Below are 10,152 nucleotides of genomic sequence, written 5' to 3'. Positions count from 1 at the left end.
AGGGGCTTAAGCTTATTTCTTTTAGTTGTTAAGTCAGTCAAAAACATTTAAATACAATATATAGAATCTGCTCGATATCACTCCGGGTTCTGAACACCATGAAACGTTTCTTCGCATCCGCCGCGCTGGCCGTCGGCCTCGCCTCGGCTTCTCTCCAGACGGCGGCGGCCGCGCCGCTGGAGATCGGCTACCTGCCCATCCTGCCCGACGCGCAGTTGTTCATCGCGCGCGAGCAGGGCACCCTGCCGGCCGACGGCGGTCCGGCCAAGCTGGTCCAGTTCCAGAGCGGACCGGCGCTGGTGCAGGCCCTGCTGGCGGGGCAGCTCGACATCGCCTACGTCGGCATCGGGCCAGCCCTGGTGGCGCGCGGCAAGGGCGCCGACATCAAGGTCGTCGCCTCCAACATCGTCGAACAGGTCAGCTTCGTCGCCATGGGCGATCTCGCCCCCTATTTCGCCTCCGGCGATCCCGCCACGGCCTTCTCCCGCTTCGCCAAGGACAAGGGGCGCCAGCCCGTCATCGCCAGCTATCCCAAGGGCGCGGTGCCCGAGGCCGCCCTGCAATACTGGCTGCGCAATCGCATCAAGGTCGATCCCGCGTCCTTCAAGCTGATCTACCAGGGCGAGGCGCAGATGCAGCAGACCCTGCTGACCGGCGCGGTGGACGGCGCCGTGATCCTCGAACCCACCGTGACCACCGTGCTGACCCGCGCGCCCAAGGCCCGCGTCGTCGCGCGCGGCTCCGACCTGTTCCCGCGCCAGCCCGGCGCGGTACTGCTGGTGCGCGAGAAGCTGATCAGCGAGAAGCCAGAACTGGTGAAGTCGCTGGTGGCCGCCCACGTCGCGGCGACCCGGCTGCTGGATACCGATCCGGCCAAGGCCGCGCCCCTGGTGCAGAAATACGTGGGCGGCGGCCGCCTGCCGGTGGACCTGGTCGAGAAGTCGATCCGCAATTCCAAGGGGCAGTTCGAGGCCGATCCCAATGTCATCGTGCCGGCGACGCTGGTGCTGCAGAAGTTCCAGTCCGAGACCGGCACGCTGGAGGGGCCCGCGGTGGACGTGACCAAGCTGTTCGACACGCGTTTCTATGACGCCGTCGCCGGCAAGCGCTAACCCGGCGCGCCGTCCATGATGGTCAAGAATCCCGGGTGGCCGGTGCGCGCGGCCTACGGCGTGGCGGGCATCGTCGTCTTCGTGCTGTTGTGGAAGGCGGCGGGCGTGTTCCGCTGGGTCAATCCCGGTACGCTGCCCGATCCGTTCGCGCTGCCCGACGCGCTGGCGCAGGAATGGACCTCGGGCCGCCTGCTGCCCGCCGTCGGCTCCAGCCTCATCCATTACTTCTGGGGCCTGGCGCTGGGCACCGTGTCCGGCATCGCCGTCGGCCTGGCCGCTGCGACGATACGGCGCTTCGACCTGTTCCAGGCCTACCTGGCCCGCGTGCTGCGGCCCATTCCGCCGCTGGCCTGGGTGGTGTTCGCCATCGCCTGGTTCAAGGTCAGCCACGCCGGCGCCGCCTTCGTCATCGCCATCGGCGTGTTCTGGGTGAACTACTTCGCCACCTACAGCGCGGTTCGCAACATCGATCCCCGCTTCTATGAACTGGCGCGCAGCTTCGGGCAGGGCAGCTACTGGCGGCGCGCTGTCAGCATCACGCTGCCCGCCATCGCGCCCGGCACGCTGGCGGGCGTGCGCACCGGCATCGGCCAGGCATGGATGACGCTGATCGCGGCCGAACTGCTGGGGGTGCCGGGCATGGGACAGGAAATGAACGCCGCGGCGGGCGTGGGCGCCTACGAGGCGGTCGTCGTCTACATGCTGGCCATATCGCTGGTCTACGCCATTTGCGACCTGGGCTACGGGTGGCTGGAAAAAAGGGTGCTGTCGTGGCGGCCGTAATCGAATTCGATCGTTTCTCGTATACCCATCCCGGCGCGCCCGGGCCCGTCATCCAGGACTTGTCCCTGGACATCGCCAAGGGCGAGTTCCTGGCCGTGGTCGGCGGCTCGGGCGTGGGCAAGTCCACGCTGCTGCGCACCGCCGCCGGCCTGATCGCGCCGTCGGCGGGGCAGATGCACTTCCGCCTGCCGCAGCGCGCGGGCCGGCGCCGCCGGGCCGTGGTGTTCCAGGACGGCCGGCTGCTGCCCTGGCGCACCGTGGCCGGCAATGTGGCCTATGGCCTCGAGACCCTGGACATCGATGCCGACGAAAAGCGCGGCCGGGTGGACGAGGCCCTGCGGATGACGGGGCTGGCCGAGTTCGCCGACCGCTGGCCGCACCAGTTGTCCGGCGGCCAGGCCCAGCGCGTGGGCATCGCGCGCGCGCTCGCGGTCAAGCCCGACATCCTGCTGATGGACGAGCCCTTCAGCGCGGTGGACGCGTTGACCCGCCGCCACCTGCAGGCCGAACTGATGCGGATCTGGCAGTCCACGCACGCGGCGATCATGTTCGTCACCCACGACATCGACGAGGCGGTGTTCCTGGCCGACCGCGTCGTGGTGCTGGGAGGGCGTCCCGCGAACGTGGCCGAGAACCTGGTGATCGACCTGCCCAGGTCGCGCGACCGCGGCCATGCCGACTTCGGCCGCTATGTGGCCCACTTGTCGGCGCAATTGGGAGTGGACTGACCATGCCGGCCCTCAGGCTCGTCATCCATGCGCCCACGCCCGCGGCGCTGGAGCGGGGGCGGCGCAACCTGGCCAACCTGCTCAAGGCCGACGGCCAGGCCCAGGTCGAACTGGTGGCCAACGCGGGCGCCGTCGCGGCCGCCCTGGGCCAGCCCGATGCCACCGACGTCCATCTTCGGCTTTGCGCAAACACGCTGGCGGCCAATGGGCTGGAGGCGCCGGCCGGCATCGCCGTGGTCGAGGCCGCGGTGCTGCACATCGCGCGGCGGCAGGCCGAGGGCTGGGCCTACATGCGCGCCTGAGCCCTCGGCCCTAACCCATCGTCATCAGGCTGGCATTGCCGCCCGCCGCGGCGGTGTTGATGCTGACCGATCGTTCGACCAGCAGACGTTCGAGCGGAATGGCCGCGTCTCCCGGAGCCAGGTCCACTACCGGCACGATCGCGCCCGCGCGGCGGGCAAGCTGGCGCAAGATGGATTTCAGGCGATTGCCCACGGCATGGACGAGGACCGCGTCGAACGACGATGCGGCGGGATCGGCCACGGCCACGTGGCCGGCGACGCCGGCCGGCAGCGACGCGTGCAATGCTGCCGTCTGGTGGCCGGCCTGCCAGAGCGCTTCATTGCCCGTGCTCAGCGCCGCCGCCAGCTGGGCCAGCAGGTCGGAGGTCTCGTCCGCGATGCACAACACTCTGCCGCGCGGACGTAGCGCGTAGACGTCGAGTTGTCCGGTGGGGCCGGGCAGGGTGGCCGCGGCGATCTCGGGCAGCCGCGCGGCGTAGGTCGCGCAGCGGTCGGCCAGCTCCGCCATGCCCTGGTCGCGGGCCCAGTCCCACAGGGCGGCAAGCGGCCGGGCGGGGCGGGTGGGTTGCAGCCAGGCGGGAGCCGGAGGATGCGGGGCCAGCGCGCGTATCGCGATGTCTGGCGGGGCCGAGGACAACAGGCGCGGAAGATACAGCGGCCCGCCCGCCTTGGGGCCGGTGCCCGACATGCCCTCGCCGCCGAAGGGCTGCACGCCGACGACGGCGCCTATCATGTTGCGGTTCACGTAGACGTTGCCCACGCGCGCCCGGTCGAGCACCCGCGCGACCGTGTCGTCGATGCGGGTGTGCAGGCCCAGCGTGAGACCGTAGCCCAGGTCGTTCACCTGTTCCAGCAGGCTGTCGAGATGCCGCCCCGCGAAGCGCACCACGTGAAGTACCGGCCCGAACACCTCGCGGCGCAATTGGTCCGGCCGTTCCAGCTCGATCAGCGTCGGCGCGACGAAACATCCCTGCCGGCATTCTTCCGCGTCCAGGCGGCCCGAGCGGTGGACCGGGCGGCCGGCATCGCGCATGGCCGCGACGTGGCGCTCGATGTCGTCCCGCGCGGCTTCGTCTATGACCGGCCCGGCATCGGTCTCGAGGCGGTCGGGCCGGCCGATGCGGTATTCGTCCATGGCGCCGCGCAACATGGCCAGGATCCGGTCGGCAACGTCCTCCTGCAGGCACAGCAGGCGCAGGGCCGAGCAGCGTTGGCCGGCGCTGTCGAATGCCGATTCCATCACGTCGGCGACCACCTGCTCGGGCAGGGCGGACGAATCGACGATCATGGCGTTCAGTCCGCCGGTCTCGGCGATCAGCGGAATGCTCCTGCCGTCGCTGCCCAGCCGCTCGGCCAGCACGCGCCGCATGTCCCGGGCCACTTCCACCGACCCGGTAAACAGCACGCCCTGCACGCGCGCGTCGGCGACCAGGCCGGCGCCGATGGATGCGCCGCGCCCCGGCAGCATCTGCAGCGCGCCCGGTGGAACGCCCGCCGCGCGCAGGATGCGCACGGCCTCGGCGGCGATCAGGGGAGTCTGTTCCGCCGGCTTGGCCACCACCGTATTGCCGGCCGCCAGCGCGGCCGCCACCTGTCCGGTGAAAATGGACAGCGGGAAGTTCCATGGACTGATGCAGGCCACGATACCCAGCGGCCGGTGAAGGGCGCCGTCGAAGCCGTCGGTGGCGCGCGCGGCGTAGTAGCGCAGGAAGTCGACGGTCTCGCGCACTTCGCCGAAGGCGTTGGGCAAGGTCTTGCCCGCCTCGCGCACCATCAGTGCTGCCAGCGCCTCGCGTTCGTCCTCCATGCCGTCGGCCGCGCGGCGCAGGATGGCCGCGCGCTCGGCGGGGGCCGTGTCGCGCCAGAGGCGTGCGGCATGGCCGGCGCGCACGAGCGCGAGTTCGAGATCGGCGGGCGAGGCTTCCTGCACATGGCCGACCAGATCGCCGCGATGGGCGGGGCTGCGAATCTCGAGGAGGGGCCCGGGCGCGGCCTGGTCGTCCAGCAGGGGGCGGGCCAGCCAGGTGCGTCCGGCCGCGCCCGCCAGCCGATGCGACAGTTGCAACAGGCAGGCTTCGTCGGACCAGTCCAGCCCGCGCGAGTTGACGCGTTCGGCGCCGTACAGGTTCGGCGGCAGGGGAATGCGCGGGTCGGGCGCACCCACGGAGCCGCCCCCGGCGCCGATGTCGCGGGCGGCCGCGACCGGGTCCACGATCACGGCTTCCAGCGGCAGGTCGTGATCGGCCACGCGATGGACGAACGAGGTGTTCGCGCCATTCTCGAGCAGCCTCCGCACCAGGTAGGCCAGCAGCGTGTCGTGCGGGCCGACCGGCGCGTAGATGCGGCAGGGACGCCCCAGGCCGCCATCCCGCGCCGCGCCGACGACCTGGTCGTACAGGGGCTCGCCCATGCCGTGCAGGCACTGGAATTCGTATTGTCCGGGGCGGAAGCCTTGCGGCCCGGCCAGATGGTAGACGGCCGCCAGGGTATGGGCGTTGTGGGTCGCGAACTGCGGGAACACCGCGTCGGGCGCCGCCAGCAGCCTGCGCGCGCAGGCGAGATAGGCGATGTCGGTATGGGGCTTGCGCGTAAACACCGGGTAGTCCTGCAGGCCCTGGACCTGGGCGAGCTTGATCTCGCTGTCCCAGTACGCGCCCTTGACCAGGCGCACCATGAGCCGGCGGCCGCCGCGCCGTGCCAGGGCCACCAGGTGTTCGATCAGGCGCAGGCTGCGCTTCTGGTAGGCCTGCACGACGAAGCCCAGGCCGTTCCATCCTTCCAGGTCCGGTTCTCCGCACAGGCGTTCGAGCAGGTCCAGCGACAGATCCAGGCGCGCGGCCTCTTCCGCGTCGATGTTGAGACCCATGCCGTGGCCGCGCGCCGCGCGCGCGAGCGACAGCAGGCGGGGGTAGAGTTCGCCTTGTACCCGTGCCTGTTGGCTGCGTGCGTAGCGCGGGTGCAGGGCCGACAGCTTGATCGAGATGCCGGGGACTTCGTAGGGCGTGCCGTCCCGGCACGAGGCGCCGATGCGGTGGATCGCGTGTTCGTAGGCGGCCGTGTAGCGCAGGGCGTCGGCCTCGGTCATGGCCGCCTCGCCCAGCATGTCATAGGAATGGGTGTAGCCCCGTGCCACCTGGGCGCGCGAGCGGTCCAGCGCCTGTTCCACGGTGCGGCCCGCGACGAACTGGTCGCCCAGCAGGCGCATGGCGGCATCGACTGCCCGCCGTACCAGTGGCTCGCCGCCTTTCTCGACCAGGCCGGCCAGCGCCGCCTGCGGGCCCGATCCCTGGTGGGCGGCATACAGCCGGCCGGTCAGCAGGAGCCCCCAGACGGCGGCATTGACGAACAGCGACGGACTGTGCCCCAGGTGGGCCGACCATCGGCCCTTGCTGATCTTGTCGCGGATGAGCGCGTCCCGGGTGGCGGTGTCCGGTATGCGCAGGACCGACTCCGCCAGGCACATCAGCGCGATGCCTTCCTCGGACGAGAGCGAGAACTCCTGCAGCAGCATCTGCGCCAGCCCTTCGGTCGCCTGGCGTGCCGACTCGTCGCGCAGCGTGGACGCCAGCCGCCACGCGAGATCCATGACCGGTCCGTCGTCGGACGAGGGGCCGATCTCGTCCAGCAGGCGTCCGACCATCTCGTGTTCCGCCCGCCGGTAATCCGAGGTGATGGCCGCGCGTGTTCCGGTCTGCGGGGCGATGCCCGGCGGGAAGGCCTCGAAGGAATAGGGGCAGGGAGTCGTCGACTGCATGGATGCCCTCCTGTCGCCGTACGGCGTCCGGCAGGAACCAGTCTAGCGCATGGCCGGGGCCCGCAGCGTGGCAAGGTCCAGCAGCGTGAAGCGGCCGTCCTGCATCCATCCGCCCGTGTCGATGTGATGGACGTTCCCGAGCACGACGGGATCTTCCACCGGAGTGTGGCCCACCACCAGCGCGCGCAGTCCGGCAACGCCGCCGACATCTTCGTCTTGCAGCCGGGCGCGCGACCACATCGCGCGGTCCCGCGCCGCGCGCCACAGCCGCAGCGACCAGCGCAGCCTGCTCCAGTCCCGCACCGGGCTGTCCGCGTGCACGATGCCCACGAGCCCCGCCGGCGTCTCGATCTCCCTGGCCAGCGGCAGGCGGGCGAAGGCCTCGGCGTAGATCCGGCGCCGCGCCAGGGGCAGCGTCACGAACCAGGCTCCGCCGTTGGCGATGTAGTTGGTCTGGTCGACGGGGTTGCCCCTGGCGTAGCGTATCGCGATGTCTTCGTGATTGCCGCGTATCGCATGGAACCAGGGCAGGGCCAGCCAGTCCAGCGCCTGCTCGGATTCCGGCCCCCGGTCGACCAGGTCGCCCACGCTGAAAAGCCGGTCGATGGCGGGATCGAAGCCGGCATGGTCCAGCGCGGTTCGCAGCCGCGTGAAATGGCCATGGATGTCCCCGACCGCGAAGTCGCGGCCGTGGCGGTTGAGTTCATGGTGGACGAGCAGCGTGGTCATGGGACTCGATCGGTTGACATCCCATGATAGGCCTTCATGGATGCCCTGCGGGATGGGCATGGGGGGCACGGCCCCCGGGGCCCTGGATCGCCCGGCTCCGGGACGCCAGCCGGCGGATCAGGCGGCCGGCGCCTGGCCGCAGGCCAGGTTGGCCGGTATGGCGACGTCCATCAGGCGCGGGTTGGGCAGGTTCAGGTTGTCCATGATCTCGACATACTGGGCTTGCGTCTTGCCCGCCAGGCGGGGGTTGTGCCGCTTTTCCTCGCCGATGCTGGAGGCGGTCCAGCCCTTGTAGTCGTGCGCGGGGTAGACCGTGGTGTCGTCGGGCAGCGCGAACAGGCGGTCGACGATGGAGTGCCAGGACAGCCCGGCGTCGCCGGCCTGGAAATCGGTGCGGCCCGTGCTGCGGATCAGCAGTACATCGCCGGTGAAGACGGCACGAGGCGCGGTCGGTTCCAGCACGAAGCTGAAGGATTCGTCGGTGTGTCCGGGGGTATAGAGCGCTTGCAGCGTGATGCCGTCGACACGCAGCAGCTCGCCGTCGCCGACCTGGCGCGAGACGCACTCGGCGCGCGAGCGTTCGCCCATGATGGTGGTGCAGGCGGTGGCGTCGCGCAGGTCGCCCAGCGCGGTGATGTGGTCGGCGTGGGTGTGGGTGTCGATGGCGTGAACCAGGCGCAGGTCCAGTTCGCGGATGGCTTGCAGATAGTGGTCCAGGCGTTCCTTGACCGGATCGATGATCAGCGCCTCGCCCCCGCGGCGGGATGCCAGGAGGTACGTGTAGGTGCTGGAGTCGGCATCGAAGAACTGGCGGAAGATCATATATTTCTTAAAGAAATAAGCAAATTTCTATATGGAATATATGTTAGACATTCGCGTGCCGCCCGTCAAAGCCCGTCGGAGGAGGGAGGAAGCAGTCCCATGCGGCGCTTGGCCCGGTGCGCCGAGCCGTTGCGCACGGCCCAGCGCAGGACCGGCGCGATGCCGCCGATCGCGGCGCCGGCCGCCCGCACGCGCCATGCGGGGCGCCGCAGTTCCAGCATGTCGGCGGCCCAGCCGGGCAGCAAGGCCGTGCCGGCTTCCATCATGAACCGGCTTACCGGCCGCGCCAGCGGGCTGACGGCCGGGGGATGCGACAACAGGATACGGGCGATCTCGCGGGTGCGGTCGTCGCACACCAGTTGTGGCCGCATGCGCGCGAGATAGGCGACCACTTCGGCGCGTGAACGGGGGACCTCGCGGGCGCCCAGGCGCAGCGCGATCAGCGCGATCTCGTCGTAGTAGCGGTCCTGTTCCGCGCCGGACAGCGTGGGGTCGCGATGGCGCAGGTGCGCCGCCAGGAAGTTGCTGACCTCGGCCACGTGGACCCAGGTCAGCAGGTCGGGGTCGTCGGCCGCGTAGGGACGGCCGTCGGGAGCCGTGCCGCGCACCTGTTCGTGGATGCCGCGCACGCGCGCGATCAGCCGCTCCGCATCCGCCGTGGCGGCATAGGTGGTGCCCGAGATGAACTGGCCGGTCCGGCGCAGGCGGCCCAGCATGTCCTGGCGGAAGTTGGAGTGATCCCATACGCCGGCGAGCGCGAGGGGATGCAGCATCTGCATCAGCAGCGCGGCGATGCCGCCGATGAGCATGGAGGTGAAATCGCCGTGCACCTTCCAGCAGGCCGAGCCGGGGCCGAACAGGCCAGGATCGCCGCGCGGATGCTCGAAGTCGATGCCGCCCAGCGCCAGTCCGGTCAGGCCCAGCACCTGCGCTTCGATGTGCCTGCGTATCATGCGCGGCCCCGCGTGGGCTGGAGGGATGGCGCATTGCGCTGCATGAGATCGCACAAGTGCTCGGCCGCCGGCGTCATGGGCATCTCCGCTCGCCGGATCAGCACGATGTCGGGCGCGGGCAGGCTTTCCCGCACGGCGATCACCTGCAGCGAATCGCGCGTCAGGTCGAATTCCCGCCATTGCACCGGCAGCAGCGCCAGCAGGTCGCTGTTGGCCAGCGCGACCATCATCGACAGCGCTGTGCGGGCCTGGAGCGCCACGCGCGGCGAAGGCAGGCCGTATTCCTGGAACAGCCGCGCCAGGTCGTCCTGATTGTCGTAGTCGGTCGAGGGCAGGGCCCATTCGGCGCCGGCCAGCGCCTTGAGCGAACGCGAGCGCGCCAGCGGATGCCCCTTGCGGCAGACCACGGCGCGGGTATTGGAGAACAGTCGTTCGACGATGAAGCCGGCCGGCACGGTGCCGGGCGCGGCGCCCAGGTAGAAGTCGATGGCGCCGCTGCGCAACTGCGATTCGAGGTCGGGGAACAGTCCTTCGATGAGTTGCAGGTAGACCTGGGGATAGCGCCGCCGGAAGGCGGGCAGGGCGCGGGGCAGCAGGCCCATGTGCGGCATGATGGACAGGCCGGCGATGACCGTGCCGGCGCCCGAACCCTGGGCCTGCGCCAGTTCGTCGCGCGCCCGGCGCAGTTCGTTGACCATGCCGCGCGCGCGTTCGTGGAACAGCCGGCCGAGCGGCGTCAGGACCATGCCGCGCGCCTGGCGCTCGAACAGCGGCGTGCCCAGTTCCTTTTCCAGGCCGCGCACGCTGCGGGTGAGCAGCGGCTGCGCCACGCCCAGCCGGCGGGCGGCGGCGCGCAATCCGCCATGTTCGACGATGGCCACGAGATCCCGCAGTTGATTGAGTTTCATGGATATCAAAATCGAATCACTCATGGGATTTTGACATCTTGTCCGTAGCACCGCCACTTCT

The 10,152-nt window shown here is 70.0% G+C and carries 9 protein-coding genes; 4 read left to right on the top strand and 5 right to left on the bottom strand.

Features of this window, described 5'->3' with window-relative positions; all coding sequences use genetic code 11:
* The first annotated feature begins 98 nt into the window (after nucleotides 1–98).
* Genes N5K27_RS10295 through N5K27_RS10280 form a run of 4 tightly spaced genes read left to right on the top strand, consistent with a single transcriptional unit; the run spans nucleotide 99 to nucleotide 2,925 of the window.
* The gene (locus N5K27_RS10295; protein ID WP_087837448.1) at nucleotides 99–1,112 is read left to right on the top strand and encodes an ABC transporter substrate-binding protein; all 1,014 of its coding nucleotides are present in this window, start codon (nucleotides 99–101) and stop codon (nucleotides 1,110–1,112) included.
* A gap of 15 nt (nucleotides 1,113–1,127) precedes the next feature.
* Nucleotides 1,128–1,895: an ABC transporter permease subunit gene (locus N5K27_RS10290; protein WP_176400659.1), complete on the top strand. Its 768-nt coding sequence runs from the start codon at nucleotides 1,128–1,130 to the stop codon at nucleotides 1,893–1,895.
* The gene (locus N5K27_RS10285) at nucleotides 1,883–2,623 is read left to right on the top strand and encodes an ABC transporter ATP-binding protein (RefSeq protein WP_087837447.1); all 741 of its coding nucleotides are present in this window, start codon (nucleotides 1,883–1,885) and stop codon (nucleotides 2,621–2,623) included. The genes N5K27_RS10290 and N5K27_RS10285 overlap by 13 nt, the downstream gene beginning before the upstream one ends.
* Before the next feature lie 2 nt (nucleotides 2,624–2,625).
* A complete protein-coding gene (locus N5K27_RS10280; RefSeq protein WP_087837446.1) occupies nucleotides 2,626–2,925 on the top strand; it encodes a hypothetical protein in 300 nt (99 codons plus the stop codon).
* A gap of 10 nt (nucleotides 2,926–2,935) precedes the next feature.
* On the opposite strand, the gene putA is transcribed toward N5K27_RS10280, so the two are convergent.
* The 5 genes from putA to N5K27_RS10255 form a co-directional block, all read right to left on the bottom strand.
* Nucleotides 2,936–6,679, bottom strand: coding sequence for a trifunctional transcriptional regulator/proline dehydrogenase/L-glutamate gamma-semialdehyde dehydrogenase (gene putA, locus N5K27_RS10275; protein WP_279816188.1), 3,744 nt, complete (start codon nucleotides 6,677–6,679; stop codon nucleotides 2,936–2,938).
* 42 nt (nucleotides 6,680–6,721) lie between these two features.
* Entirely contained in the window at nucleotides 6,722–7,408 is a 687-nt protein-coding gene (locus tag N5K27_RS10270; protein WP_279816185.1) for a metallophosphoesterase, read from the bottom strand.
* 117 nt (nucleotides 7,409–7,525) lie between these two features.
* Nucleotides 7,526–8,230: an MBL fold metallo-hydrolase gene (locus tag N5K27_RS10265; protein WP_087837443.1), complete on the bottom strand. Its 705-nt coding sequence runs from the start codon at nucleotides 8,228–8,230 to the stop codon at nucleotides 7,526–7,528.
* A 65-nt stretch (nucleotides 8,231–8,295) separates the two neighbouring features.
* Nucleotides 8,296–9,183 (bottom strand): oxygenase MpaB family protein, encoded by an 888-nt coding sequence (locus N5K27_RS10260; protein ID WP_279816182.1) that lies wholly within the window; start codon nucleotides 9,181–9,183, stop codon nucleotides 8,296–8,298.
* The gene (locus N5K27_RS10255) at nucleotides 9,180–10,091 is read right to left on the bottom strand and encodes a LysR substrate-binding domain-containing protein (RefSeq protein WP_087837441.1); all 912 of its coding nucleotides are present in this window, start codon (nucleotides 10,089–10,091) and stop codon (nucleotides 9,180–9,182) included. The genes N5K27_RS10260 and N5K27_RS10255 overlap by 4 nt, the downstream gene beginning before the upstream one ends.
* Nucleotides 10,092–10,152 lie beyond the last annotated feature (61 nt).

This window comes from Pigmentiphaga sp. GD03639, from assembly GCF_029845405.1.
Classification (GTDB): Bacteria; Pseudomonadota; Gammaproteobacteria; order Burkholderiales; family Burkholderiaceae_B; genus Pigmentiphaga; species Pigmentiphaga daeguensis.
This window is presented reverse-complemented; position numbering and strand designations above follow the sequence as displayed.

What these genes read in the sequence shown, in the direction of transcription:
- N5K27_RS10295 (WP_087837448.1), top strand. Translation starts at nt 99, where the DNA reads ATGAAACGTTTCTTCGCATCCGCCGCGCTGGCCGTCGGCCTCGCCTCG.
- putA (WP_279816188.1), bottom strand. Translation starts at nt 6,679, where the DNA reads ATGCAGTCGACGACTCCCTGCCCCTATTCCTTCGAGGCCTTCCCGCCG.
- N5K27_RS10280 (WP_087837446.1), top strand. Translation starts at nt 2,626, where the DNA reads ATGCCGGCCCTCAGGCTCGTCATCCATGCGCCCACGCCCGCGGCGCTG.
- N5K27_RS10290 (WP_176400659.1), top strand. Translation starts at nt 1,128, where the DNA reads ATGATGGTCAAGAATCCCGGGTGGCCGGTGCGCGCGGCCTACGGCGTG.
- N5K27_RS10270 (WP_279816185.1), bottom strand. Translation starts at nt 7,408, where the DNA reads ATGACCACGCTGCTCGTCCACCATGAACTCAACCGCCACGGCCGCGAC.
- N5K27_RS10255 (WP_087837441.1), bottom strand. Translation starts at nt 10,091, where the DNA reads ATGAAACTCAATCAACTGCGGGATCTCGTGGCCATCGTCGAACATGGC.
- N5K27_RS10260 (WP_279816182.1), bottom strand. Translation starts at nt 9,183, where the DNA reads ATGATACGCAGGCACATCGAAGCGCAGGTGCTGGGCCTGACCGGACTG.
- N5K27_RS10265 (WP_087837443.1), bottom strand. Translation starts at nt 8,230, where the DNA reads ATGATCTTCCGCCAGTTCTTCGATGCCGACTCCAGCACCTACACGTAC.